The 26,616-nt window shown below is 72.9% G+C and carries 17 protein-coding genes and 2 pseudogenes; 12 read left to right on the top strand and 7 right to left on the bottom strand.

The genetic code is table 11. From position 1 onward, the window contains the following. Positions 1 to 321 precede the first annotated feature (321 nt). Positions 322 to 1,080 (top strand): ferritin-like fold-containing protein, encoded by a 759-nt coding sequence (locus tag NLX86_RS26880; RefSeq protein ID WP_254374391.1) that lies wholly within the window; start codon positions 322 to 324, stop codon positions 1,078 to 1,080. A gap of 114 nt (positions 1,081 to 1,194) precedes the next feature. Here the strand turns inward: NLX86_RS26880 and NLX86_RS26875 are convergent, their stop codons facing one another. The 4 genes from NLX86_RS26875 to NLX86_RS26860 form a co-directional block, all read right to left on the bottom strand. After that, entirely contained in the window at positions 1,195 to 1,467 is a 273-nt protein-coding gene (locus NLX86_RS26875; RefSeq protein WP_254374376.1) for a hypothetical protein, read from the bottom strand. Positions 1,468 to 1,624: 157 nt separating this feature from the next. Continuing rightward, positions 1,625 to 1,852, bottom strand: a complete 228-nt coding sequence (locus NLX86_RS26870) for a DUF3107 domain-containing protein (RefSeq protein ID WP_254374375.1) — start codon at positions 1,850 to 1,852, stop codon at positions 1,625 to 1,627. A gap of 117 nt (positions 1,853 to 1,969) precedes the next feature. Next, positions 1,970 to 2,614 carry a TetR/AcrR family transcriptional regulator gene (locus tag NLX86_RS26865; RefSeq protein WP_254374374.1) on the bottom strand — a complete coding sequence of 215 codons (645 nt, stop codon included), beginning with the start codon at positions 2,612 to 2,614 and terminating at the stop codon, positions 1,970 to 1,972. Between the two features lie 130 nt (positions 2,615 to 2,744). Beyond that, positions 2,745 to 2,996, bottom strand: a complete 252-nt coding sequence (locus NLX86_RS26860; RefSeq protein ID WP_254374373.1) for a hypothetical protein — start codon at positions 2,994 to 2,996, stop codon at positions 2,745 to 2,747. Between the two features lie 143 nt (positions 2,997 to 3,139). Here NLX86_RS26860 and NLX86_RS26855 point away from each other — a divergent pair, with 143 nt between their 5' ends. From NLX86_RS26855 to moeZ, 7 genes are all read left to right on the top strand, one after another. Further along, positions 3,140 to 4,102, top strand: a complete 963-nt coding sequence (locus NLX86_RS26855; protein ID WP_254374372.1) for an alpha/beta fold hydrolase — start codon at positions 3,140 to 3,142, stop codon at positions 4,100 to 4,102. 8 nt (positions 4,103 to 4,110) lie between these two features. Further along, positions 4,111 to 5,787 carry a DUF3152 domain-containing protein gene (locus NLX86_RS26850; RefSeq protein WP_254374371.1) on the top strand — a complete coding sequence of 559 codons (1,677 nt, stop codon included), beginning with the start codon at positions 4,111 to 4,113 and terminating at the stop codon, positions 5,785 to 5,787. A gap of 208 nt (positions 5,788 to 5,995) precedes the next feature. Further along, complete coding sequence (locus NLX86_RS26845; protein WP_254374370.1) at positions 5,996 to 7,657, top strand: DUF3492 domain-containing protein; 1,662 nt, start codon at positions 5,996 to 5,998, stop codon at positions 7,655 to 7,657. Positions 7,658 to 7,904: 247 nt separating this feature from the next. Then, positions 7,905 to 9,236: a hypothetical protein gene (locus NLX86_RS26840; RefSeq protein WP_254374369.1), complete on the top strand. Its 1,332-nt coding sequence runs from the start codon at positions 7,905 to 7,907 to the stop codon at positions 9,234 to 9,236. Between the two features lie 121 nt (positions 9,237 to 9,357). Next, complete coding sequence (locus tag NLX86_RS26835) at positions 9,358 to 10,335, top strand: NAD(P)-dependent oxidoreductase (protein ID WP_254374368.1); 978 nt, start codon at positions 9,358 to 9,360, stop codon at positions 10,333 to 10,335. Beyond that, the gene (locus tag NLX86_RS26830) at positions 10,323 to 11,075 is read left to right on the top strand and encodes a spherulation-specific family 4 protein (protein ID WP_254374367.1); all 753 of its coding nucleotides are present in this window, start codon (positions 10,323 to 10,325) and stop codon (positions 11,073 to 11,075) included. The genes NLX86_RS26835 and NLX86_RS26830 overlap by 13 nt, the downstream gene beginning before the upstream one ends. A gap of 63 nt (positions 11,076 to 11,138) precedes the next feature. Continuing rightward, entirely contained in the window at positions 11,139 to 12,317 is a 1,179-nt protein-coding gene (gene moeZ, locus NLX86_RS26825; RefSeq protein WP_254374366.1) for an adenylyltransferase/sulfurtransferase MoeZ, read from the top strand. A 68-nt stretch (positions 12,318 to 12,385) separates the two neighbouring features. On the opposite strand, the pseudogene NLX86_RS26820 reads toward moeZ, so the two are convergent. The 3 genes and pseudogenes from NLX86_RS26820 to NLX86_RS26810 form a co-directional block, all read right to left on the bottom strand. Beyond that, a pseudogene (locus tag NLX86_RS26820) lies at positions 12,386 to 12,610 on the bottom strand (alpha/beta hydrolase); the annotation flags it as partial. Positions 12,611 to 12,742: 132 nt separating this feature from the next. Continuing rightward, complete coding sequence (locus tag NLX86_RS26815; RefSeq protein WP_254374365.1) at positions 12,743 to 14,314, bottom strand: alpha/beta hydrolase; 1,572 nt, start codon at positions 14,312 to 14,314, stop codon at positions 12,743 to 12,745. 81 nt (positions 14,315 to 14,395) lie between these two features. After that, entirely contained in the window at positions 14,396 to 17,206 is a 2,811-nt protein-coding gene (locus NLX86_RS26810; RefSeq protein WP_254374364.1) for a lysylphosphatidylglycerol synthase transmembrane domain-containing protein, read from the bottom strand. Between the two features lie 143 nt (positions 17,207 to 17,349). Between NLX86_RS26810 and NLX86_RS26805 the strand changes: the two genes are divergently transcribed. From NLX86_RS26805 to NLX86_RS26790, 4 genes and pseudogenes are all read left to right on the top strand, one after another. Further along, positions 17,350 to 17,751 (top strand): MGMT family protein, encoded by a 402-nt coding sequence (locus NLX86_RS26805; protein WP_302061802.1) that lies wholly within the window; start codon positions 17,350 to 17,352, stop codon positions 17,749 to 17,751. A gap of 188 nt (positions 17,752 to 17,939) precedes the next feature. After that, positions 17,940 to 21,299 carry an ATP-dependent DNA helicase gene (locus tag NLX86_RS26800; RefSeq protein ID WP_302061801.1) on the top strand — a complete coding sequence of 1,120 codons (3,360 nt, stop codon included), beginning with the start codon at positions 17,940 to 17,942 and terminating at the stop codon, positions 21,297 to 21,299. A 264-nt stretch (positions 21,300 to 21,563) separates the two neighbouring features. Beyond that, entirely contained in the window at positions 21,564 to 25,169 is a 3,606-nt protein-coding gene (locus NLX86_RS26795; protein WP_254374361.1) for a UvrD-helicase domain-containing protein, read from the top strand. A 9-nt stretch (positions 25,170 to 25,178) separates the two neighbouring features. Continuing rightward, a pseudogene (locus tag NLX86_RS26790) lies at positions 25,179 to 26,577 on the top strand (dipeptidase). Positions 26,578 to 26,616: the final 39 nt, after the last annotated feature.

The following is a 26,616-nucleotide window of genomic DNA, read 5'->3' as shown; positions in this document are numbered from 1 at the left end:
TCGTACCGTGCCGGGGGTACTCGTCCAGCCATGAAAAAAGGGCCGGATGGCGCGGGACCACTGCCGTCGCTCGAGCGCTCGTGCCGCTGAGGGGGCCCCTCATCTTGCGGTCGTACGGTACGTACGATCCGCGCGGAGGGCGGTCGGGTGGAGCCGATCGGGCCACCGACCGGGCATCCTCATTCAAATCGCCCGTCGAGTATTCGGCAGGCGCATTACCACTGTACCCCGGATTCGCGCATCTGTGTTGGGCGAATTTCCCGGGACTCTGTTGCCGGAGTGACTGACCAGGCCCTTCCGCCGTGCGGCGAGCGGGCTATTGTGCGGTTCATGGAGACGCCTGACAACGCCACTGACGTGACACACGCAGCCGACGAACCCACCGGGATCGCCGCCCAGGACTGGGCCCAGGCTTCCGCCGCCCAGCCCCAGTACCGTGCCGCGGTCGTGGACCTGCTGGGCGCGCTGGCGTACGGCGAGCTGGCGGCCTTCGAGCGGCTCGCCGAGGACGCGAAGCTGGCGCCGACGCTGGACGACAAGGCGGAGCTGGCGAAGATGGCCTCCGCCGAGTTCCACCACTTCGAGCAACTCCGGGACCGGCTGACGGCCATCGACGCGGAACCGACCGCCGCGATGGAGCCCTTCGCCGCGGCGCTGGACGGATTCCACCGCCAGACCGCACCGTCGGACTGGCTGGAGGGACTGGTCAAGGCGTACGTCGGCGACTCGATCGCCAGCGACTTCTACCGCGAGGTCGCGACCCGGCTGGACTCCGACACCCGCTCCCTCGTGCTGGGTGTGCTCGACGACACGGGCCACGGCAACTTCGCCGTGGAGAAGGTCCGGGCCGCGATCGAGGCCGACCCGCGGGTCGGCGGCCGGCTCGCGCTGTGGGCGCGCCGGCTGATGGGCGAGGCGCTCTCGCAGGCGCAGCGCGTAGTCGCGGACCGCGACGCGCTGTCGACGATGCTGGTGGGCGGCGTGGCTGACGGCTTCGACCTCGCGGAGGTGGGCCGGATGTTCTCGCGGATCACCGAGGCGCACACCAAGCGGATGGCGGCACTGGGCCTCGCTGCCTGACCGGAGACTCTCTACTCGCTGTCCCGCCCCCGGTCCGATCCCGGGTCTGCGCCCCCTTCTTCTGGTCCTTGTTCCGGTCCTTCCGGTCCTTCCGGTCCTTCCGGTTTCTCCGGGCTATCCGCCTGACGGGACTGAAAAGGGGGCGCGGCCCGTCGGCCGGATCAGCAGCGACAGCACCACCGCGGCGACCAGCACCGCGCCGCCCAGCGTCGCGGCGATATGGCCGGAGCCGAGCGCGAAGTGGGTGAGGTACGCGCCGAACAGCGCCCCGAGCGGCCCGGTGACCAGGACCAGGCGCGAGGCCGGGAGCCGGTCGGGCAGGCGGCGGACGGCCGCCCAGGACAGGGCGAAACCGAGCACAGCTGAGCCGAGCGCTTCCCACAGCATGAAGTTCCTCCCGCACGCGGCCAGGGGCAAATCGGTCGTAGGCGGTCCTACCCGAAGCGCGCGGAATACAACCCTCCCCGGCGGCCGGGGAGTACACAAACGGCCCGGTGGGAGCAACCACCGGGCCATTTCTGTCAGTTGTGTGTTACAGCGGATGCTACAGCGGGCCGAACCCGACCTTGCGGGTCGTCGGCTCGCCGATCTCCACGTATGCCAGCCGTTCGGCAGGCACCAGGACCTTGCGGCCCTTGTCGTCCGTCAGGCTGAGCAGCTTCGCCTTGCCGGCCAGCGCGTCGGCCACGGCGCTCTCGACCTCCTCGGCGGACTGCCCGCTCTCCAGAACGATCTCCCGGGGTGCGTGCTGCACGCCGATCTTGACCTCCACGGCTTTGTCCCTCCGACGGTCCGGGGTCGCGCGATGTGCCGCGCCGTACTCGGACACATTAGCCCGGTGAGGGGACCGTCATGCCGCGCCCCCGAACGCTGGCAGCGAACAAGCGGATCAGTGGTTCTGCTCCGTGCCGTGCAGCGGGAAGCCCGCGATGCCGCGCCAGGCCAGCGAGGTCAGCAGCTCCACCGCCTTGTCGCGCGTGATGGCGATCTCGCTGGAGAGCCAGTAGCGGGCCACCACCTGGGAGACGCCGCCCAGGCCGACGGCGAGCAGCATCGACTCGTCCTTGGACAGGCCGGTGTCCTCGGCGATGACGTCGGAGATCGCCTCGGCGCACTGGAGCGAGACCCGGTCGACGCGCTCGCGAACGGCGGGCTCGTTCGTCAGGTCGGACTCGAAGACCAGGCGGAACGCGCCGCCCTCGTCCTCCACGTAGGCGAAGTACGCGTCCATCGTCGCCGCGACGCGCAGCTTGTTGTCGCTGGTCGAGGCCAGCGCCGTACGGACGGCCTGGAGCAGCGACTCGCAGTGCTGGTCCAGCAGGGCCAGGTACAGGTCGAGCTTGCCCGGGAAGTGCTGGTAGAGGACCGGCTTGCTGACCCCGGCCCGCTCGGCGATGTCGTCCATCGCGGCAGCGTGGTACCCCTGTGCGACGAATACCTCCTGGGCCGCGCCCAGGAGCTGATTGCGTCGGGCTCGGCGCGGCAGGCGCGTGCCCCGCGGGCGCGCCGCCTCTGTCTGCTCGATGGCTGTCACGCCGCCTCCCACTTTCTTGGAACAAACACCGTGTTCTGTGTGCGGTGTGCGCCGCGCCCGCCATCGTACTTTTGAGTAACCGCCAATGGGGGGTCCAGGTCCAGTTTTCTTGGCCTTCGGACACCTCAGCTCACCGGTAGTCGTCCTCGTCGAGCTCGACGACTCGTGCCTGTTCCGCGGCGTCCGCGTCGTTCGAGGCGTCACGGTCCCGGCCCGTCAGGGAGTCGTCGCGGTGCTGGCGCAGCTCCGTGTGCTGCTCGGCCGCGTCCGCCTCCGGCGCTTCGTCGTCGAGCGATTCGCTGCGCGATTCGCCGAGCGATTCATCGAGGACTTCCTGGAGGACTTCCTCGAAGGTATCCGGGTCACTGGGATCGACGGTCATGGTGATTCCCCTTCTTTCTGAAGAAGCAGGGGTCGGGCGGGCGCCCTTCAGTACCGAGCCTAGGAGAGTACGAAACAAGGCGCTACGCGATCTGTGATGGCGAACACACGAGCCACCACGTGATCGTCTCGTAACATTGCCGCATGTCTTCGACCGAGCCGCCGGGAGTTTTCGCCGCCACCGCGGTGGCGCCCCAGGTCAGCGCCGTGCGGGTGGCCGACGGGGAGCGGCTGCGCTCCGTCGCCCTGCCCGGACTGACGCTGACCGTACGGTCCCGGCCCCCGGCCCGCACCGGACTTCGGCCCGCGCTGTACGTCCACGGACTCGGCGGATCGTCGCAGAACTGGTCGGCGCTGATGCAGCAGCTCGAGGACGTCGTGGACGGCGAGGCGCTCGATCTGCCCGGCTTCGGCGACTCGCCGCCGCCGGACGACGGCAACTACTCGCTCACGGGACACGCCCGGGCGGTCATCCGTCATCTCGACTCGGCCGGGCGCGGGCCGGTGCACCTCCTCGGCAACTCGATGGGCGGCGCGGTGACCACCCGCGTCGCCGCCGTCCGGCCGGATCTGGTGCGCACGCTCACCCTCGTCTCGCCGGCCCTCCCGGAGCTCAGGGTGCAGCGCCAGGCGGTACCTACCGCGCTGCTCGCGGTGCCCGGTATCGCCACGCTGTTCGGCCGGCTCACCCGGGGCTGGACGGCGGAGCAGCGCACCCGCGAGGTGCTGGCCCTCTGCTATGGCGACCCGGCCCAGGTCACTCCGGACGGCTTCCGCAACGCCGTGGAGGAAATGGAACGGCGGATGGCGCTGCCGTACTTCTGGGATGCGATGACCCGCTCTTCGCGTGGCATCGTCGACGCGTACACACTGGGCGGGCAGCACGGACTGTGGCGGCAGGCGGAACGGGTGCTGGCACCGACGCTCCTGGTGTACGGCGGGCGGGATCTGCTGGTCTCGTACCGGATGGCGCGCAGGGCGTCCGCGGCCTACCGGGATTCCCGGCTGCTGACCCTGCCCGACGCCGGGCACGTGGCGATGATGGAGTATCCGGAGACGGTCGCGACGGCCTTCCGGGAACTACTCGAAGACAGCGGCAGGAGCTGACGGGGCGCGTGGGACGACACAGCCGCAAGGGCCCCGCACCCAAGGGGGCGAGTACCTCCCTCACCGGTACGTCGGGGATTCCGTTCGTACCGAGCGGAGCCGCGCGGCCGGCGCCCGAGCCGCCGGTGGCCCATCAGGGGTACGGAAGCCAGCCGCGCGGGGGGCCGATGGCGGCGCCGCCGGTGCGCAGTGGTCACCCCGAAGCGTACGAAGCGGGCGGCGGCTGGGGCACCGTCGGCGGCCCCCAGGGCCGGCCGCCCGGCCCGTCGGCGCACACCGGCGGGGTGTACGGCGACTGGCGGGGCACCCCCCGCCCGAATCCGCAGACGAACGCGCAGCCGGCGTACGGAACCCAGGCGCAGGGCAGTGCCGGGCACGGCACCCCGGCGCAGGGCGGTCACGCGTACGGCACTCCGGCGCAGGGCACCGCCGGGCACGGCACCCCGGCGCAGGGCACCGCCGGGTACGGGACCCCGGCGCCTGGCAGCCCCGCGTACGGCAGCCCTGTGTTCGGGACTCCGGCGCACGGGACCCCCGCGCACGGGACCCCGGTGTACGGCAGCCCCGGGCAAGGGCAAGGGCAAGGGCACGGGCACGGCAGCCCCGGGTACGCGCACGGTGCCCAGGCCTATGGGACCCCCGCGCAGGGCATTCCCGCGTACGGCAGTTCGCAGGCTCGGGTGGCGCAGGCAACCCGGCCGGTTGTGCCCGGTCAGCGGAGCGGGGACATCGAGGCGTTCGAGGACGAGGTCTTCTCCACCGGGGCGCACCGCCGGGTGACCCCGCTGACCGAACAGCCGACGGCCGCCGGAGAGCCCGAGGAACCCCGGGAACCCGAGGGGCTCGACGAGCCGGAGCAGCCGGCCAAAGGCGGCCGGGCCAGGACCTTCACCGGCATCGCGGCCGCCGCGGTGACCACCGTGCTTGCGGTCGTCGTGGCGGGACAGGTCGCCGGCGGCGAGAAACCGGCCGGCACGCAGGCCTCCGACACCGCGGGCGACCGGGAGGAGGCCGACTCGGCCTCCCGCTCGAACCAGCGGCCGGCGCCGCCAGAAGCACCGGCGGCTCCGCCCGCCCAGCCGGTGACGTTCGCACAGAAGATGGCGAAGCAGTATCCGATCGACCCGCAGCTGAAGGCCTCGGGCAACTTCGAGGCAGTGCCCGGCTTCGCCAAGGCTCCCGGCAGAGGCGAACGTATCCGCTACCGCGTCGACATCGAGAAGGGGCTTCGGCTCGACGGCGGGCTCTTCGCCGAAGCGGTGCAGAAGACCCTCAACGACGACCGCAGCTGGGCGCACAACGGCGGTATGACCTTCGAGCGCGTGTCCTCCGGCGAGGCAGACTTCGTCATCACCCTGGCCAGTCCGGCAACCACGGGCGTCTGGTGCGCCAAATCGGGTCTCGACACGACCGTCGACAATGTCTCCTGCGATTCGGCATCCACCGACCGCGTCATGATCAACGCGTTCCGGTGGGCGCAGGGTGCCGACACATACGGGCCGGACCAGATGCTCGCGTACCGGCAGATGCTGATCAACCACGAGGTCGGACACCGCCTGGGCCATGGTCATGTGAGCTGCAAGACGCCGGGCGCACTGGCGCCGATCATGCAGCAGCAGACCAAGTCGCTGGACCTCGAAGGGGTCAAGTGCAAGCCCAACCCCTGGGTGCATCCCGGCAGTTGACCAGTTGGCCGTAGCCTGACTGTGCGTAACGAAAAGCCCTGTAGCGCGACGGAACGCTACGGGGGTGTGAAAGTTACGACTCTTCACCCCTTCCAGTGGCGCGATGGACAACCGTCCATCGCGCCACCGGCATATCCGCTTGAGTTCATCCCGCGGCGAGTCGCCCGACCAACGGCGGCCGCCCATACGGGAGATCGGGGGTGCACTCGTGCGGATCGGAATGCTCACGGAAGGTGGTTATCCGTATGCGACGGGTGAGTCGAGACTCTGGTGCGACCGGCTCGTGCGCGGGCTCGCGCAGCACGAGTTCGAGATCTACGCGCTGAGCCGCAGCGCGCACCAGGAGGAGCAGGGCTGGATCCCGCTTCCGCACCAGGTGCAGCGGGTGCGCAGCGCGCCCCTGTGGACGCCCGAGGACGATGGACGCACACACGGAAGGCGTGCACGGCGGCGCTTCTCCCTGCACTTCAAGCAGCTCGCCTCGGCCATCTGCGCGGGGGACGACCCGGACGCGACGGCACGGTTCGCCGCCGGCCTGTACGGGCTCGCCGAACTCGCCCGCGACGAGGGCGGGCTGTACGCCGCGCTGCGCTCCGAGATCGCCGTGCGCGCCCTGGAAGCCGCCTGCCGCGCGCCCGGCGTGAGCCGTGCCGTGCACGCCGCCCAGGTGCCGGACTACCTCGTCTTCGTGGACCAGTTGGAGCGCGCGCTGCGTCCGCTGTCGCTCGACTGGTACGCGGAGGCCGACGGCGGACTCGGCGGAGTCGACCTCTGCCACGCCGCGTCCGGCGGCACCGCCGCCCTGCCCGGGCTGTTGGCCAAACGCTTCTTCGGGGTCCCGCTGCTGGTCACCGAGTACGGCGTACAGCTGCGCGCGCACTACCTCGATCGTGCGGACGGCCGCCTGAGCGTGCCGGTGCGCGCCCTGCTCGCCGCCTTCCACGGCAGGCTGGCCTCCGAGGTGTACCGGCAGGCCGCCCTCATCACCCCCGGCAACACGCACGCCCGCCGCTGGCAGGAGCGCTGCGGCGCGGACCGCGCGAAGCTGCGCACGGTGTACCCCGGGATGGAGGAGGAGCGCTTCACCGCGGTGGGGGAGGGCGAGGACCGCGGCGACCCGCACACCCTCGTCTGGGTCGGCCGTATCGAGCCGGCCAAGGACCTCATCGCGCTGCTGCACGCGTTCGCCGACGTACGCAAGGAGGAGCCGGCGGCCCGGCTCCGCATCTTCGGGGCGCCCGCGCGGGGGCCGGAGGCCGCCACGTATCTCGCCCACTGCCGGGCGCTCGCCGCGCAGCTCTTCCCCGACGAGGCGGCGGACGCGGTGACCATGGGCGACAACCCGGTCTCCTTCGAGGAGATCGGCGGCCCGGAGACGCCGGAACAGGCCGACGCGTATGCGGCGGGGAGTGTGGTGGTCCTCTCCAGCGTGGTGGAGGGCTTCCCGGTCAGCCTGGTCGAGGCGATGTTCTGCGGACGCGCCACGGTGTCCACCGACGTGGGCGCGGTGTGCGAAGTCATCGGCGGTACGGGGCTGGTGGTGCCGCCGCGCAATCCGCGCGCCCTCGCGGACACGTGCCTCGCGCTGCTGCGGGACCCGGAGCGCAGGGAGCGGCTGGGCGCGGCGGCGCGGGCGCGGGCGCTCGAACTGTTCACCGTCGAGCAGAACATCGCGGCATTTCGCGGCATTTACCTGGAGCTGATCTCGCACTGCCCGGTGCGGCGCGAGGCCGTGGGCGAGGGCGGTGAACCGCTGCCCTTCGCCCACCCCCCGGAGGCGTACGTCCCGTGGCGCTGGACCGGCGGCGCTCCCAGCTGGGCGGACCAGCCCGTGGGCGCGTGCACGACCGTGACGGAGGCGGACGCGTGACCGGCGCCGCGGGTGGCTTTCCCCCACCCCGCCCCGTCCCGAAACCGGGGGTGAACCCCCGGCCCCCCGACGCGCCCCCGCTGCGCGGCGCGGCTCCGCCGGTCCCGGACGCGTGGTCCGTCACGTACCGAGAGGTGACCGCATGAGTGCGTCGCGTACGGCCGGTGAACCGGGAGCGGATGCGCCGCGGGTTCCCGGTGGGACGGCTGCACGCCGACGGGGACCCGCCGATCCCGTCAAAGCGCTCATGCACCGGCACCGGGAGCTGTGTGAGCAGGCCGTCGATCCGCTGGAGATCGCCGCCGGGCTCGAAGCGCACGGGGTCACCGACCGGACCGCCGCACGTTTCCGGCACCGGGACGTGTTCTCGCTCGCCGAGGAGCTGTACGCCCGCGTACCGCGCGCGGACGCGCCGGAGCGCACCTCCGAGCCCCCCGGCCGCGCGGCGTGGAGCGCCGTCGCTCTCCTGCCGGGCGCCGTGTGCGCCCTCGCCGTCGCCGCGGTGCAGGCCACCGACGGGCAGCCGCGGCTCGCGGCCGGCGCTGCGGGCGCGGTGGCCGTGGCCGTCGCGCTGCGGCTGTCCCTGCGGCGCGGCCCGCTGCGCGCCGAGGGGCGCACGGTGCTCGCCGCACGCCTGTGGGTGTGCTGGCTACTGGGCTACGCGCTGTTCGGGGACGCCCTGCTGGTGGAATTTCTCGGCGGAGGGCCGGGAGGGTCCAGCGGGTCGAGCGGGGGCGGGTCCGGCGGGCCGATCGGGTCCGGCGCATCCGACCCGTTCGCCGGGTCCGGCACGTCCGAGGGGCCGGGCGGTTCCGGTGACGCCCTCGTCGGGCCGGGCGGGGCCGCTGCGTCCGACCCGTTAGGTGGATCAAGCGAGTCCGGCGGGTCCAGCGCATCCGCCTCCCTCGGCGGGCCGATCGGGTCCGGCGTGTCCGACGGGCTGGGCGGGCCGGGCGGGTCCAGCGGGCCGAGCGAGTCGAGCGCGTCGGGAGGGTCCGGCGGGGGCGACGGGTTCGGCGGCGGCTGGCTTATCGCGCCGGCCCCGGTGGCCGGACTCGCGCTGGCCGTCGCGCCCGCCGCGTGGTGCGCCGGGGTCTTCGACGTACAGGCGCGGAGTCGGCTGGCCGGCAGCCGTGCGCTGGAGGAGTTCGCCGGAGTGGTGCGGCCCCTGCTGCTGGGCGTGGTCGCGCTCTTCCTGGCCGCCCTCACCGCTCTGCTGCTGCTCTCCCGGCTCGCGTTCGGCGAGGGCGCGCTGCTCGCGCCGGCCGCCCTCGGCGCGCTGCTCTTCCTCGCCCGGCTGCTCACCGTCCACGGCTTCCCCGATGCCGCCGCGACCGGACTCGGCGCGGCCTGCGCCGCCGAGGTCGCCGCCCTCACCAGCGTCCTGGCTGCCCGGCTGCCCGGCTGCGGCTTCCTCGCCGGACCCGTCGAGGCCGCCCACAACGCCTGGGGCCCGGCCGCAGTCCCCGCAGCCATCTGCGCCACCGCGGCCCTGGCACTGCTGGTCCACGCCACGGTGGCCCTCTCCCGGGCCTCCGCGCACGCCCTGCCGCGTACGCCGCTGCCGCGGACCGGCTGATCCGACCCCCGCGGAGCCGACGCCGCGGGCCCACAGCACCCCCCATCGCAACACCAGAAGGAGAAACTGAGATGACCGCCCAACCACCCGCACCGGCCCGTCGGCACCAAGGGGCCGCACGATGAGGGCGCTGCTGCTCGGAGCCAACGGATACCTCGGCCGCTACGTCGCCGACCGGCTGCTCGCCGACCCCGCCGTCCAGCTCACCGTACTGGGCCGGGGCGACGACGCCGACGTCCGGTTCGACCTCGCCACCGGCAGCCCCGGTGCGCTGACCCGCTTCCTGGACGCCGTCCATCCCGGGGTGGTGATCAACTGCTCCGGCGCAACCCGCGGCGGGGCGCGCGAGCTGACCCGGCACAACACCGTCGCCGTCGCCACCGTCTGCGAATCGCTGCGCCGCAGCGGCTGCGGGGCGCGCCTGGTGCAGCTCGGCTGTGCCGCCGAGTACGGGCCCAGCCAGCCCGGCTCGTCCACCGCCGAGGACGCGGTACCCCGCCCCGGCGGCCCGTACGGCGTGAGCAAGCTCGCCGCGACCGAACTGGTCCTCGGCTCCGGACTGGACGCGGTCGTCCTGCGCGTCTTCTCCCCGGTCGGCCCCGGCACCCCGGCCGGCTCACCGCTGGGCCGCCTCGCCGAGGCGATGCGCCGCGCGATGCAGTCCGGCGACGGTGAGCTGAAGCTCAGCGGCCTCGGGGTTCAGCGCGACTTCGTGGACGTACGGGATGTCGCCCGCGCCGTGCACGCTGCCTCGCTCTCCGCCGCCCAGGGTGTCGTCAACATCGGCACGGGCCGTGCGGTACGGCTGCGGGACGCGGCCGCCGTACTCGCCAGGGTGGCCGGCTACGGCGGCTCCCTGCACGAACTCGACGCGCCCGCCGGACGCCCCGGCGGCCTGGGCGCGTCCATCGGAGCCCCCCGCTCCGAACCCTCCCTGGAACAGCTCGGTGCCCCGCCGCCGTACCCGTACCCCGACGGCTGCGGCAGCTGGCAGCAGGCCGATGTGCGCACCGCGCGGGACCGGCTCGGCTGGCGGCCCCGGATCAACCTCGAGGAGTCCCTGGCCGACATCTGGATGGAGGCGGCATGCCGCATCTGACCACGACCGGCGCCCAGCGCGCCGCCACCGATGCGGGAAGCCTGGGCTTCGGCATCCCGGGCTACGCCCACCCCCTGATCGCGCCGGTCGAGTGGGCCGAACTCACCCGCCCCGGAACGCCGCTGCACTGGGCCGTGCTCAACGTCGCGAACGGGCCCGGCGACCGGCCCGACCCGCACTGCCTGGAGGCCGCGGGCAGGCTGCGCAACGCGGGGACCCGCGTCCTGGGTCATCTCGACATGGCGTACGGGACGCGCTCCTTCGGGGAGCTGGTCTCCGACGCCCACCGGTTCCACGACTGGTACCGGGTGGACGGCTTCCGCCTGGACCGCTGTCCCACCGAGCGGGCGGCCCTCCCGGAGGTCCGCCGCACCACGAACGCCCTGCGCTCGCTCCTGAACGGGGGCCATCTGGTGCTCGGCCACGGCACCCATCCGTACGCCGGCTACGCCGAGACCGCCGACCAGCTGGTCACGTTCGCCGGGCCGTGGAGCGAGTACCGCTGGTCGCAGGTGGCGGAGTGGACGGCCGACCACCCGCCCGAGCGGTTCTGCCACTTCGTCCACGGCGTCCCCCGCACGCATCTGGAGGAGGCCATGCGCATCGCCCGCTGGCAGGGGGCCGGGACGATCTACTTCACCGACCGCACGGACCGCGGCGGGTTCACCGATCCCTGGGAGGCGCTGCCCGGCTACTGGGACGAAATCGTCTCGCGTATCGGACCGGGTGTCTCGGAATGAAGGAGGGCGTGGCAGTGTTACGGAGAGAACAACCGTACTGACTTACCGATCTACGGAGTCCCCGTGTCGCTGCCACCCCTGGTCGAGCCGGCTGCTGAGCTCACCGTCGATGAGGTCCGCAGGTACTCCCGCCACCTGATCATCCCCGATGTCGGGATGGACGGGCAGAAGCGGCTGAAGAACGCCAAGGTGCTCGCCGTGGGCGCGGGCGGCCTGGGCTCGCCCGCCCTGATGTACCTCGCCGCCGCGGGCGTGGGCACGCTCGGCATCGTGGAGTTCGACGAGGTCGACGAGTCGAACCTGCAGCGCCAGATCATCCACAGCCAGGCCGACATCGGCCGGTCCAAGGCCGAGTCCGCCCGCGACTCGGTGCTGGGGATCAACCCGTACGTCAACGTGGTCCTTCACGAAGAGCGGCTCGAAGCCGAGAACGTGATGGAGATCTTCTCCCAGTACGACCTGATCGTCGACGGCACGGACAACTTCGCCACCCGCTACCTCGTCAACGACGCCTGCGTGTTGCTGAACAAGCCGTACGTCTGGGGCTCGATCTACCGCTTCGACGGGCAGGCCTCGGTCTTCTGGTCCGAGCACGGACCCTGCTACCGCTGCCTCTACCCGGAGCCCCCGCCGCCCGGCATGGTCCCCAGCTGCGCCGAGGGCGGCGTGCTGGGCGTGCTCTGCGCGTCCATCGGCTCCATCCAGGTCAACGAGGCCATCAAGCTGCTCGCCGGCATCGGTGAGCCGCTGGTCGGCCGCCTGATGATCTACGACGCCCTGGAGATGCAGTACCGCCAGGTCAAGGTCCGCAAGGACCCCGACTGCGCGGTCTGCGGCGAGAACCCGACCGTCACCGAGCTCATCGACTACGAGGCCTTCTGCGGCGTCGTGTCCGAGGAGGCGCAGGAGGCGGCGCTCGGCGCGACGATCACTCCCAAGCAGCTCAAGGAGTGGATCGACGACGGCGAGAACATCGACATCATCGATGTCCGCGAGATCAACGAGTACGAGATCGTCTCGATCCCCGGCGCCCGGCTGATCCCGAAGAACGAGTTCCTGATGGGCACCGCCCTCCAGGACCTGCCTCAGGACAAGCGGATCGTCCTGCATTGCAAGACGGGTGTCCGCAGTGCGGAAGTCCTGGCGGTGCTGAAGTCCGCGGGCTTCGCGGACGCGGTACACGTCGGCGGCGGCGTGATCGGCTGGGTCAACCAGATCGAGCCGGAGAAGCCGATCTACTAGGACCTGTTGTTACGCGTAAGGGGCCGGTCCGCACCGGGTGGTGCGGACCGGCCCCTTACATGTGCACGCTACGAGCAGGTCGTGCCCGACGCCGGGACCCTGCCCTCCAGGAAGTACGGGTCCACGGCCCTGGCGATGCAGGCGTTGCCCGTGGTGTAGGCGCCGTGGCCCTCGCCCCGGTACGTGATCTGCACGCCCACCCCGCGGCCGAGCTCGTCAGCCATCCGCTGCGCGCCCTCGTACGGCGTGGCCGGATCGCCCGTACCGCCGACGACGAGGACCGGCGCCCGGCCAGCGCTGCCGTCCGTACCAACCTCGACAAGACCGGACCCCCAGCTGAACAACAGGACAGGAACAAGGACAGATGTTCGACATCCTAGGCTCACGGGTTCCTGGCCTGCCGGGCTCCCGGGCTCCTGGGGCGTTTACTCGCAGACTGTCCCGGCCGCCGGGACCCTGCCCCGGAGCAGGTAGCCGTCCACGGCCGCCTGCACGCACCTGTTGCCGCCGTTGTACGCGCCATGGCCCTCGCCCCGGTACGTCACCTCGACGCCCACGCCCTTGCCCAGCGCGTCGGCCATCTTCCGAGTGCCCTCGTACGGTGTCGCCGGGTCACCGGTGGTGCCGATCAGCAGGATCGGGGCCGCGCCCGGCGCGCTGACGTCCGGGTGCTCCCACGTACCGGGCACCGGCCAGTTGGTGCAGCTCAGCATCGACCAGCCCAGCCAGTCGCCGAAGACGGGCGAGGCGGCCCGGAACACGGGGAGCTTCGCCTTGGTCTCGGCGAGGGTGTAACGGTCCTTGGAGTCGACGCAGTTGATGGCCGTGTTCGCGGCCCCCAGATTGCTGTACGTGCCGTCCTGGTTGCGGCCGTTCAAGGCGTCCGACAGGGCGAGCAGGAGCTGCCCGTTGCCGCCGTCGGCCTCGTCGAGGCCCTGTTCGAGCAGCGGCCAGTACTCCTTGGAGTAGAGGGCCTGCGCGATGCCGTTGGTGGCGGCGGACTGGGTCAGTTCGCGCTCGCCGATGCCGGTGATCGGCTTCTTCTCGAGCTGCTGGAGGAACTCGACGATGTTCTCCTCGATCTCCTTGGCGGTGCTGCCCGGGAGCTGGCACTCGTCGCCCCGGTCCACACAGTCCTGGGCGAAGCCGTCCAGCGCCAGCTGGAAGCCCTTGGCCTGGCCGAGGGAGCCCTGCTCGGAGTCCTTGGTGGGGTCGACCACGGCGTCGAAGACGGCCCTGCCGACCTTCTTCGGGAACAGGTGGGCGTACACGCCGCCCAGTTCGGTGCCGTACGAGAAACCGAAGTAGTACAGCTTGTCGTCGCCGAGGACCTGGCGCATCAGATCCAGGTCGCGGGCGGCGTTCAACGTCCCGACGTACGGGAGCACGGCCCCGGAGTTCTTCTCGCAGCTCGCGGCGTACGTCTTGATGTGGTCGGTGAGGATCTTCTCCTCGGTGGCGTCGTCCGGGGTGGCGTCCTGGGCGTAGTACGCGTCGAGCTGCCGGTCGTTCTCGCACTTCACACCCGCGCTGCGGCCCACGCCGCGCGGGTCGAAGCTGACCAGGTCGTACCGCTCCCGGAGTCTTTCGTAGTCCTTCGCCGCGGCTGGCAGAGTGGCGATGCCCGAGCTGCCGGGTCCGCCGAAGTTGTAGATCAGCGAGCCGATGCGCCTGTCCTGGTCGCGCGCCTGCCCGCGGATCAGGGCGATGTCGACCGTCTCGCCGTCCGGCTCGGCGTAGTCGCGCGGGACGGCGACGGTGGCGCACTGCCACTCGGCGCCGCCCGGCAGCGGCGAGGGCGCGGGCCCGCCGCCCTCGGCGGTCGAGGGGGCCGGGCAGTCCTGCCAGTCGAGCTGCTGCTTGCCGAGGTCCTGGCCATTGCCGCTGTCGTCCGAGCACCCGGTGAGCGCCAGCAGAGCGACGGCGGCGGCCAGCGCAGCGGCGCGCAGGGTGGTGGCGCGCAGGGTGGCGGTGCACGGGGTGGTGGAAGTCGGCATGAATCCATCGTGCGGCGCCCGCCCCTACAGCGCGCGCGGGGCAGGGGCCATGCGGGTGGCTCCGGAGCGCTGCGCCGGAGCCTAGAGCGCGCCCTTGCGGGTGAGGTGGTTGAAGGACAGCCAGCCCGGCAGCACCGGCAGCCAGAAGGTCATCAGCCGGAAGAGCAGCACGGCCGGCACCGCGATCTCCTTCTCCAGCCCCACAGCGATCAGGCCCGCGATGAGGGCCGCCTCCACCGCGCCCACACCGCCCGGCGTCGGCGCCGCCGACCCCAGTGCGTTGCCCGCCAGGAAGACCACCGCGACGCTCGCGTAACTGATCGTCTCGCTCCCGCCGAAGGCGCGGATCGACGCGTCGAGGCACATCACGAAGGTGCCGGTCAGCAGCAGCATGCCGCCGATGCCGGTGAGCAGCTTCTGCGGCCGCTGGAGTACGTCCAGCAGGCGCGGCACCACCCCGGCGAAGAGCGAGCGGACCCGCGTCGCCACGAACTTCCGCATGAACGGGATCGCCGTCACCACCAGAGCCAGCACGGCGACGGTCAGCAGGCCCGCGATCACCGTCCGGGAGGGAGTGAGGGACGGCGTCTTCTCGGTCCCCGTCAGATAGCCGAAAGCGAGCAGCAGCAGGATGTGGCTGGCGAGGCCGAACAGCTGGGAGGCGCCGACGCTCGCCACGGCCAGACCCGGGCGTACGCCCGAGCGCTGCAGGAAGCGGGTGTTGAGCGCCACACCGCCGACCGCCGCCGGTGCGACCAGCTTCACGAAGGATCCGGCGACCTGCGCCAGGACGGTACGTACGAACGGCACCCGCTCGGGCACGAAGCCCAGCAGGCTCATCGCGGCCGCGACATAGCTGAGCGCGGAGAACAGGACGGCCGCGGCCACCCAGCCCCACTCGGCCCTGTCCAGGAGCATGCCGAACTCGATGTGGGTGAGCTGCGAGAGCAGGAAGTACGCGGCGAACGCGCCGGCGATAAAGCTGACCAGCGTCTTGGGCTTGATCCGCTCCAGCCGGGCCGGCTCGACGGGCGCCTGCGGCCGGATGAGCAGCACCTGGCCTCGGATCTGGGTGAGCAGATCCTCCTCGCGCGCCTCGTCCAGCGCCTCGTCGAGGGCCCGCTTCTCGGCCTTCCTCCCGGCCTTCGCGGACTTCACGGCCTTCCCGGCCTGCTTCTCCGCGGATACAGGTCTCGCGCCCCCGCTCTCCTCGTCCGCCGCCCCCGCCCTGCCGGACCGCGACGCCTCCAGGACCGCTTCGCGTTCGCGATGCGAACGCTCCCGTCCCAGCCTGCGCAGCGTCGCGCGGGTGGAGCGGCTCAGCGCGATCGGCTGCAGCAGCGGCAGACAGTCCGCGACCGCGTCGCCGCCGAGCACCGCGACCGCCGCCGCGACCGAGCGCTCGGCGCCCACCCGCAGGCCGAGCGTGGTGAGCAGCTGCGCGATGTCCATCCGCAGGACGATGTCGCTCGCGGCGATCTCGCCGCCGCGCAGGTCGGTCAGGATCACCGTGCCGGAACGATCCACCAGAACGGCGTCACCGACCAGCCGGCGGTGCGCGATGCGCCGCGACTGGAGGGCCTTCACCTGGCGCCACGCGCTGCGCGTGAGCTCGTCGGTGATCTCCTCGTCGGCCAGCGAGTCCAGCGAGCGGCCGCCGAGGTGCTCGTACACGAGCATGACCGCGTCCGGGCCCAGCTCGGAGGTGGCGATCAGCTTGGGGGCGTTGGCGCCGGCGGCGATCGCCGCGTACGCGAGGAGCGCCTCCTGCTCCAGCGCCTGGCGCAGCGACTGCAGGCTGCGGCGCTGGGTGATGCCGCGCAGCGTGACGCGGCGCCACACCCTGTAGAAGAAGCCCTGCGCCTGCTGCTCGCGGTCCACGACGGTGACGTCGAGCGGCGGTCCGTCCTCGAGGGCGACCAGGTAGCGGCGGCCGCGGTCGCCGTGGTCGGCGGAGTCGGGGACCTCTTCCGCGCGCATCGCGCTGACGGGGCGGAAGCCGACGTGGCGCAGTCCGGCGAGGAGGGTCCGGCCGGTGGGGCGGACGTTGGGGGAGCCGACCGCGTACAGCGTCCCGTACGCGACGGTCCAGCCGATCAGCACGGTGAGGATGATCGAGAACGGCGTGGTGTCGCCGCTGACCAGCATCGCGAAGGCGTTGAGCAGCAGTACCACCCACAACACGACCCGCCAGCGGGGTCTGCGGGTCATCCCGACGGCCGTCATATAGGCGATGACGGGCGCGAGATAGCCGTGCACGGGATCGGTGAGCGCGTCGCCGACGGCCTGCTGGGTGAGGGCGTCGCGGATGGTGCCGGGGGCGGCCTCGGCCACCCAGAGATCGGTGGCGAGGGTGACGCCGTGGGCGAGGACGGCAGCGAGTACGCCGTCCGCGATGCGCAGTCCGTCGCGTTTGATCAGCCGCTCGATGGCGAAGGCGACTGGTACGAGGAGTACGGCGATGCTGGAGACCAGGCCCGCGATCTTGATCAGCAGGTCGGGCGCCTGGCCCGTGCCCTTGCTGATGTCCTGCTCCAGGCCCTCGGTCGTGCCGTGCGCGAAGGCCGCGATGGCGAGCACCACCGCGACGCCGAGAATGCCGACCAGCAGGCGCACCAGGTCGGACGGGCGGTGCACGCGGGCGGGGAGCAGCGGTTCGTCGCCCTCGACGTGGTCGGCGTGGGCGTCGTCGTCCGTGCCGTCGGGCGGCCGGCGTGCGGGGTCGCTCGCGGTTTCGTCCGCGGCTTCGGGCGCCGACTCGGCGGCGGCTTCGGGCGCGGTCTCGTCTGCCGCCGCGGGCACGTCGGGGCGTGACTCGGCGTCAGGGGCCGTCTCCGTCTGCGGAGGCTGCACGCCCTGCTCCTTCGCCGTCTCTTCTTGATCTCGTATCACCGGTCACCGCCCGGATGATGGTGGCACGGCCGGGCGCCACAGGGGGGCATCAGGGTGCACTGCGCAGGCGTGCGATACGTAACACACGACGTTACACACGACGTGACACGCGCCCGGCGGCACTGTCGGCGGGGTGCGGCAGTATGGGACGGATGAGCGAGGAGCTGCCCGAGTACGCGGAACGGGTGCTGGAAGTGGCGGAGGGGATTCCGCCCGGCCGGGTGATGACGTACGGCGATGTCGCGGAGTGGCTCGGCGAGGGAGGGCCCCGGCAGGTGGGCCGGGTGATGGCGCTGTACGGCGGAGCCGTCCCGTGGTGGCGGGTCATACGGGCCGACGGGGTGCTGCTGCCCGGACACGAGCTGCGCGCCCTCGACCACTACCGCGCCGAAGGAACCCCGCTGCGCGAGGCCGGCCGCGGGGCGGACAGCCACCTGCCGCGCGTCGACATGAAGCGGGCGCGGTGGGACGGCGGCGGCGGTGACGGCTGCGGACACGGCAGCGGACACAGCGGCTACGGCGGAACGGGCGAAGCTCACACCTGACAGCTTCCGCCATCCGGCGGTGCCGTGGGGGGCCTGAGGACCGTACGGGGTACCCGGCGGACTCGCTGCGCCCCCGGCTCCCGCTGGCGTAGCGTCTCCTGCACGCGGCCCAGTCAGCACGCCGCCACCACCCCGCACACCCACCAGGACCGGCGACCCACGTGAGCTCCTTCCCCTCCACTCGGCACATGCCACCGCACCGTCGTGAGACACGGCAGCGGCCCCCCGGCGCGTACCGACTGGTGCGTACCCCGCCGAGGCCGGTGGATCCTCCTCTTCTGGACGCACGTCAGCGCGCTGTGGTTGACCACACCGGCGGACCACTGCTGGTCCTCGCCGGACCGGGCACGGGCAAGACCACGACCCTGGTCGAGTCGGTCGCCGCGCGGGTCGCGGCCGGCACGGATCCCCACCGCATCCTGGTCCTCACCTTCAGCCGCAAGGCGGCGGTGGAACTGCGCGACCGGACAGCGCTGCGGCTGGGCGGTGCGCCCGGGCCGCTGGCGACCACCTTCCACTCCTTCTGTTACGCCCTGGTGCGCGCCCACCAGGACAGCGACCTGTTCGCCGATCCGCTGCGGCTGCTCTCCGGCCCGGAGCAGGACGTGGCGGTACGCGAGCTCCTGGCGGGCCAGCTGGAGCTGCAGCACATCCGCTGGCCGGACGAACTCCGCGCCTGCCTCACCACGCGCGGCTTCGCGGACGAGGTACGGGCGGTCCTCGCGCGCTCCCGCGAACTGGGCCTCGGACCGGATGCGCTCGGTGCCTTCGCGGCGCGGACCGGGCGGCCGGACTGGGAGGCCGCCGCCACCTTCCTCGCCGAGTACCTCGACACACTCGATCTGCAGGGCGTTCTGGACTACGCCGAACTGGTCCACCGGGCGGTGCTGCTCGCCGAGCGCCCGGAGGTCGCGCAGCGGCTGTGGGCGCAGTACGACGCGGTGTTCGTCGACGAGTACCAGGACACGGACCCGGCCCAGGTCCGGCTGCTGCACGCCCTCGCCGGCCAGGGCCGCACGCTGGTCGCCTTCGGCGACCCCGACCAGTCGATCTACGCGTTCCGCGGCGCCGACATCAACGGCATCCTCGACTTCCCGCACAGCTTTTGCCGCACCGACGGCAGCCCCGGCCCCGTCGAGGTCCTCACCACCTCCCGCCGCTCGGGAGCCGCCCTGCTGGCGGCGACCCGGCTGCTGACCCGCCGGATGCCGCTGACCCGGCTGCCGGCGGAGAAGGTCAGGGCGCACCGAGAACTCGCCCCGGTCCGTGACGGCGGCCGCGTCGAGGCATTCACGTACCCGACGCCGGGCACCGAACTCGACAACATCGCGGACCTGCTGCGCCGGGCCCACCTGGAGGACGGCGTCCCCTGGAGCGAGATGGCGGTCCTGGTCCGCGCGGGCGGCCGTACGATCCCGTCCATCCGCCGCGCGCTGACCTCGGCGGGCGTCCCCCTGGAAACGGACGGCGCGGACGTTCCCCTCCGCCACGAACCAGCGGTGACCCCACTACTGACGGCGCTACGAGCAGCGGCGGAGGCGTCCCTGCCCACCCCGGCCACAGCCACCCCGGCGGACGCCCCACCGGCCCCGGCCGTGGCCGGCGCACCTGGGGGCGGTGCGGCTGCGGAGGTCTCGGAGCCTGCTCCGGGCGACCGGGGCGACGGGACGGATGGGTGGCTTGGCGTCGAGACCGCCATTGAGTTGCTCGGGTCGCCTCTCGGTGGGATGGACGGCGCCGATCTGCGGCGGCTCGGCCGGGCGCTGCGCGACGAGGAGCGGGCCGCCGGCAACCGCGTACCCCCGCCGTCCGACGAGCTGCTGGCCCGCGCCCTCGCGGAGCCCGAGCGGCTGGTCGCGCACGATCCGGCGTACGCCCGCGGCGCCCAGCGCCTCGGCGCGCTGCTCCGCAAGGCGCGCGAGCTGCTCGAAGGCGGCGGCACCGCCGAAGAGGCGCTGTGGGAGCTGTGGAACGGCACCCCCTGGCCGCAGCGGCTGGAGCGCGCCGCGCGCCGCGGCGGCGCGTCCGGCCGTAACGCCGACCGCGACCTCGACGCGATCTGCGCGCTCTTCGACACCGCCGCCCGCGCCGAGGAGCGCACCGGCGGACGCGGCGCACTCAACCTCCTGGCGGAACTGGACGCCGAGGACATCGCCGCCGACACGCTCAGCAAGCGCGCGGTCCGCCCCGACGCCGTAAGCCTGATGACCGCGCACCGGGCCAAGGGTCTGGAGTGGCGGCTCGTCGTCGTCGCCGGCGTACAGGAGGGCCTGTGGCCCGACCTCCGGCGCCGCGGATCGCTGCTGGAGGCGGACCGGATCGGCCGCGACGGACTCGCCGAGCCGCTCACCCCCGGCGCACTCCTCGCCGAGGAGCGACGGCTCTTCTACGTCGCGGCGACCCGCGCCCGCGAACGCCTCGTCGTCACCGCGGTCAAGGCACCGGCAGACGACGGCGACCAGCCCTCCCGTTTCCTCACCGAACTCGGGGTCGAGCCGAAGGACGTCACCGGCCGCCCCCGCCGCCCGCTCTCGGTCGCCGCGCTCGTCGCCGAGCTGCGGGCCACAACCGTCGACCCGCACGCCTCCGCCGCGCTGCGCGACGCCGCCGCCCGACGGCTCGCGCGACTGGCCGCTCTCAGCGACGAGGAGGGCAGGCCGCTCGTACCGGCGGCGCATCCGTACCGCTGGTGGGGCCTGTACGAGCCGACGCACAGCGCGGTCCCGCTGCGCGACCGGACCAAGCCGGTCACGCTGTCCGGCAGCGCGCTGGACCAGCTCGCCAACACCTGCTCCCTCCAGTGGTTCCTGGGCCGCGAGGTGAAGGCGGACGCGCCGGCCACGGCCGCGCAGGGGTTCGGCAACGTCGTGCACGTCCTGGCCGACGAGGTCGCCTCCGGCCGGACGCCCGCCGACCTCGCCGTCCTCATGGAGCGGCTCGACTCGGTCTGGGACGGGCTCGCCTTCGACGCGCCGTGGAAGTCGCTGCAGGAGAAGGAGAACGCGCGAGCCGCGCTGGAGCGGTTCCTGCGCTGGCACGTCATGGACCGCGCGGGCCGCACCCCCCTCGCCACCGAGCACGACTTCGACGTGACGCTCGAAGCCGGTCAGTTCGAGGTACGGATCCGGGGCTCGATGGACCGCGTGGAGACCGACGCCGAGGGACGCGCGTACGTCGTCGACTTCAAGACCGGCAAGCAGACCCCCACGAAGGACGAGGTCGCCCGCCACCCTCAGCTGGCGGTCTATCAGCTCGCGGTCCGCGAGGGCGCGGTGGACGAGGCGTTCGACGGCCTGCGCCCGCCGCCGGGCGGAGCCGAACTCGTCCAGCTGCGCCAAGGGGCGGCCAAGAAGGACGGCGGCGAGAGCGTCCCCAAGGTGCAGGCACAGGAGCCGCTGACGGGGGAGTGGGTGGGCGACCTGCTCGCGACCGCGGCGGGGCGCGTCCTCGACGAGCGCTTCACGCCTGCCACGGGCCAGCACTGCACGCACTGCTCCTTCCGGGCATCGTGCAGCGCGCAGCCGGAGGGCCGGCAGATCGTCGAGTGACGGAGCGCATGACCGGGGTGGCCGGGATGACCGGGGTGATGCTCAGCACACCGCCCGGCGGCCGCCCGGCGCCTCGCCGGTGACCGCGCCCGGAGGTCGGCCGGCCCCACGCGCGCCCGCGAGCCGGCCACCCGTGCCCGGAGGTCGGCCGGCCCCACGCGTGCCCGGTCGCCAGGCCACCCGTGCCCCGGCCGCCCGCGAGCCGGCCACCGAGCCCGCGTCGCCCGAGCCGGATTGTCAGTGGGCCCGGATAGCCTCTCCCGGGTGTCCGCACGCATCACCGACCCCGAGCAGCTCAAAGAGCTCCTCGGCATCCCGTTCACCCCGGAGCAGACGGCCTGCATCACCGCGCCGCCCGCCCCGCAGGTCATCGTGGCCGGAGCCGGTTCCGGCAAGACGACGGTGATGGCCGCCCGGGTGGTCTGGCTGGTCGGCACCGGGCAGGTGGCCCCCGAGCAGGTACTCGGCCTGACCTTCACCAACAAGGCCGCCGGCGAGCTGGCCGAACGCGTACGGACCGCGCTCATACGGGCCGGGGTCACCGATCCCGAGGCGCTGGACCTGGACCCCTCCCACCCCCCGGGCGAGCCGCGCATCTCGACGTACCACGCCTTCGCGGGACAGCTGCTGACCGACCACGGCCTGCGCATCGGCCTGGAGCCGTCAGCCCGGCTGCTCGCCGACGCCACCCGCTTCCAGCTCGCCGCGGGCGTGCTGCGGGAGGCGCCCGGCCCGTATCCCGCGCTGACCAAATCCGTCCCCTCCCTGGTCAGCGACCTCCTCGCGCTGGACGCGGAGCTCGCCGAGCACCTGGTGGACCCCGGCCGCCTGCGGACGTACGACACCGAGCTGCTCGACACCCTCGCGCACGCCAAGCTCACCAACGCCGATCTGCGCAAGGTCCCGGAGGCGGCCGCGGCCCGGCTCGAACTGCTCGAACTCACCACCCGCTACCGCGAGCAGAAGCGCAGCCGCGACCTCCTCGACTTCGGCGACCAGATCGCGCTGTCCGCGCAGCTCGCGACCACCCGCCCGGAGGTCGGCCGGATGCTGCGCGACGAATTCCGGGTCGTCCTGCTCGACGAGTACCAGGACACGTCCGTCGCCCAGCGGCTCCTGCTCTCCGGCCTGTTCGGCGGCGGCAGCGGCCACGCGGTCACCGCGGTCGGCGACCCCTGCCAGGCGATCTACGGCTGGCGCGGCGCGTCCGTAGCCAACCTCGACGACTTCCCGGACCACTTCCCGTACGCCGACGGCCGCCCCGCCGACCGGTTCTCGCTCAGCGAGAACCGCCGCAGCGGCGGCCGTCTCCTCGACCTCGCCAACGGCCTCGCCGCCCCGCTGCGCGCCCTGCACGAGGGCGTCGAGGCGCTGCGCCCCGCGCCCGGCGCCGAGCGCGACGGCATCGTCCGCTGCGCGCTGCTGCCGACCCACGCCGAGGAGCTGGACTGGCTGGCCGACTCGATCGCCCATCTCGTCCGTACGGGCAAGGAGCCCGGCGAGATCGCGGTGCTGTGCCGCACCGCGGGCGACTTCGCCGAGATCCAGGGCGCACTGGTCGCCCGTGACATCCCGGTCGAGGTCGTCGGGCTGTCCGGGCTGCTGCACCTGCCCGAGGTCGCCGACCTGGTCGCGGTCTGCGAGGTCCTCCAGGACCCCGGCGCCAACGCCGCCCTCGTCCGGCTGCTGATCGGCCCGCGCTGGCGGATCGGGGCCCGGGACCTGGCGCTGCTGGGGCGCCGGGCGCGGCAGCTCGTACGGTACGAAACGGCCGGGCAGGACGACGACCCCGACCGCCGCCTGGCCGAGGCGGTGGAAGGCGTCGACCCGTTCGAGGTCATCTCGCTGGCGGACGCCCTGGACACGTTTCTGGAGTCGGACGGCACGGACGACGACCTCCCCTTCTCCACCGACGCCCGCGTGCGGTTCGCGCGCCTCGCCGCCGAACTGCGCGACCTGCGCCGCTCGCTGGCCGACCCGCTGATGGACGTACTCCACCGGGTGCTCGCGACCACCGGCCTCGACGTGGAACTCTCCGCCTCGCCGCACGCCCTGGCCGCCCGCCGCCGCGAGACGCTCTCCAACTTCCTCGACATCGCGGCGGGCTTCGCGGCACTCGACGGACAGGCGAGCCTGCTCGCCTTCCTCGGCTTCCTGCGCACGGCCGCCCAGTACGAGAAGGGCCTGGACAACGCACTCCCGGGCGGTGAGAACACGGTCAAGGTGCTCACCGCGCACAAGTCCAAGGGCCTGGAGTGGGACGTCGTGGCCGTGCCGGGGCTGGTTGCCAAGCAGTTCCCGAGCGAGCAGGGGCGAGAGTCCTGGATTGCCCAGCCGAAGGTCCTTCCGCACGGGCTGCGAGGCGACGCGGAAACCCTGCCGGACGTGCAGGACTGGGACGCGAAGGGCGTGAGGGCCTTCAAGGACGCGATGAAGTCCCACCAGGCGACAGAGGAACTGCGCCTGGGGTACGTCACCTTCACCCGCCCCCGCTCTCTGCTGCTCGGCTCCGGCCACTGGTGGGGCCCCACCCAGAAGCGCCCACGCGGCCCCTCCCCGTTCCTGCATGCCCTGTACGACCACTGCGTCGCCGGGCACGGCGAGATCGAGGCGTGGGCGGACGAGCCGGACGAGGACGAGGAGAACCCGGCCCTGCGCGCGGCAGCGGCGGACCATGCCTGGCCACTCCCCCTGGACCCGACCTCCCTGGCCCGCCGCAGAAAGGCGGCAGAAACGGTCCTGACCCACCTGGCCGCGCCCGCGCACGAGGACGCCCCGTACGACGAACACCCCCCGGAGGACCCAGAGGACCCGGAGGCATGGCCCCCCTACCCAGAGGACCCCGAGGACTGGCCCCCCCACCCGGAGGACCCATGGCCCGCGACGGCCGGCGGGACCGACACACGGCACCGCGAAGCGCCCGCCGACGCCCCCGGCGCCCCGGGTTCCGAGCCGGCCGGGGAAGCCGATGCACGGCGCGTTGAAGCCGGCGCCGGGGGCCTCGGGGCCCCGGCGTCCGGATCCGCCGGCGCAGCCGATGGGCGGCGCGGCGGAGCGGGTGCTCGGGGGGCCGGGGGCTTGGCCACGGGTTCGGGGAGGGGCGGGGCTGGGGAAAGGCCCCCCGGCGCCGCGCCCCCGCACCGCGTCCCCGCCCCCCGCGAGCGCCTCGTGGGCGAGGAGGCCCGCCTGCTCGCGTCCTGGGACCGGGACCTCGACGCGCTCACCGGCGAGCTGCGCCGGGCCCGCGCCACCGTCCGTGACGTCCCCCTGCCGCCCGCCCTCTCCGCGTCCCAGCTGCTGCGCCTCGCCGCCGACCCCGACGGCTTCGCGCAGGAGCTGGCCCGCCCCATGCCCAGCCCGCCGCAGCCGGCGGCCCGCCGTGGCACCCGCTTCCACGCCTGGGTGGAGTCACGGTTCGAGGAGCTGCAGCTCCCGATGCTCGACCCGGACGAGCTGCCCGGCACCGACGCCGAGATCGCGGACGAGCGCGACCTGGAGGCGCTCAAGGCGGCGTTCGAGCGCAGCCCGTTCGCCGGCCGCACCCCCCACCGCATCGAGGTGCCCATCCAGCTGACCCTGGCCGGCCGGGTGATCCGCGGCCGGATCGACGCCGTCTACCGCGACGACGACACCGGCGCGTACGAGATCGTCGACTGGAAGACCAGCCACGCACGCACGGCCGACCCGCTCCAGCTCGCCGTCTACCGGCTCGCCTGGGCCGAACAGCACCACCTCCCCCCGGACGAGGTCCGTGCCGCCTTCCTCTACGTACGCAGCGGCGAAGTGGTCCGCCCCGCCCACCTGCCCGGCCGGGCCGGGCTGGAGCGCATCCTGCTGGGTAAGGAAAGCCGGGTGGAACAGGGCAGATAGGCTCGGGGCATGAGCGACACCCCGGACAGCGCCGTCCGTACGTACATAGAACAGAACCGGGCCGCCTTCCTCGCCGACCTGGCCGACTGGCTGCGCATCCCGTCCGTGTCGGCGCAGCCGGAGCACGCCGCGGACGTACGGCGCAGCGCCGACTGGCTGGCGGCGAAGCTCGCGGAGACCGGCTTTCCGGTCACCGAGGTCTGGCCGACCGACGGCGCACCCGCGGTCTTCGCAGAGTGGCCCTCCGGCGACCCCGACGCGCCCACGGTGCTGGTGTACGGCCACCACGACGTACAGCCCGCCGCGCACGAGGACGGCTGGCACACGGACCCGTTCGAGCCGGAGGTCATCGACGGCCGGATGTACGGACGCGGCGCGGCCGACGACAAGGGCCAGGTCTTCTTCCACACCCTGGGTCCGGGCCCACCTCGCCGCCACCGGCCGGACCGCCCCCGCGGTGAACCTCAAGCTGCTCGTCGAGGGCGAGGAGGAGTCCGGGTCGCCGCACTTCCGCGCCCTGGTCGAACAGCACGCGGCGCGCCTCGCCGCCGACACCGTGATCGTCTCCGACACCGGCATGTGGTCGGAGACGACCCCGACCGTGTGTACGGGCATGCGCGGACTCGCGGACTGCGAGATCGAGCTGTACGGACCGGACCAGGACATCCACTCGGGCTCCTTCGGCGGCGCCGTGCCCAACCCGGCGACGACCGCGGCCCGCCTGGTCGCGGCCCTGCACGACGCCGACGAGCGGGTCACCGTCCCCGGGTTCTACGACGGCATCGTCGAGCTCTCCGAGCGGGAGCGCGAACTGTTCGCCGCGCTCCCCTTCGACGAGGCCGAGTGGCTGCGTACGGCCAAGTCGTACGGCACCCTCGGGGAGGCCGGTCTCACCACCCTGGAACGGATCTGGGCCCGTCCGACCGCCGAGGTCAACGGCATCGGCGGCGGTTACCAGGGTCCCGGCGGCAAGACGATCATCCCGTCGAGCGCCCAGCTGAAGCTGTCGTTCCGACTGGTCGCCGGCCAGGACCCGGACCGGATCGAGCAGTCCGTACGCGACTGGGTCGCCACCCAGGTCCCGGACGGCATCCGCCACAAGATCACTTTCGGCGCGGCGACCCGCCCCTGCCTGACCCCGCTGGACCACCCCGCGCTCCAGTCGGTCGTACGCGCCATGGGCCGGGCCTTCGGCCGACAGATCCTCTTCACCCGTGAAGGGGGCTCGGGGCCGGCCGCCGACCTGCGGGACGTGCTCGGCGCGCCGGTGCTCTTCCTCGGGATCTCCGTACCCTCCGACGGCTGGCACGCCCCCAACGAGAAGGTCGAACTCGACCTGCTCCTCAAGGGCGTCGAAACCACCGCCTACCTCTGGGGCGACCTCGCCGCCACCTGGCGCAGCGCCTGAGCAGCCCGTACCACCCACATCCACCGGGGGAGTTGGAAG

This window comes from Streptomyces sp. A3M-1-3 (assembly GCF_024213665.1).
In the GTDB taxonomy this organism is placed as follows: domain Bacteria; phylum Actinomycetota; class Actinomycetes; order Streptomycetales; family Streptomycetaceae; genus Streptomyces.
Note: the sequence above shows the minus strand (reverse complement) of the source record. Positions and strands in the feature narration are given on the sequence as shown.